Below are 229 nucleotides of genomic sequence, written 5' to 3' on the forward strand. Positions count from 1 at the left end.
ATTATTATAAATAAATTTTCTGTTTCTAAGACATTAGTGATTTTATTGTATTCGAAAGTTAAATTACTACGATTAGTAATAGTTTCAATATTGACTTCATAGAATTTGTTTATAGTGTGAGGCAGTTCTCCGTGAATATCTTCTAAACTTTTTCGATTTTCTTGTAGCTTAAAAACATACCCTTTGAAATAAAAAAACAAAAAGAAAACAGATAAAAAGAGAAGAAAAG

The 229-nt window shown here is 24.5% G+C and carries 1 protein-coding gene; it reads right to left on the reverse strand.

All coding sequences use genetic code 11. The features are described 5' to 3' along the window. Positions 1-229: hypothetical protein (locus E1K68_RS27610; RefSeq protein ID WP_212614977.1), on the reverse strand; the 229-nt coding region annotated here is incomplete at both ends.

The organism is Pseudomonas sp. B2021 (assembly GCF_018135665.1).
Lineage (GTDB): Bacteria > Pseudomonadota > Gammaproteobacteria > Pseudomonadales > Pseudomonadaceae > Aquipseudomonas > Aquipseudomonas lactis.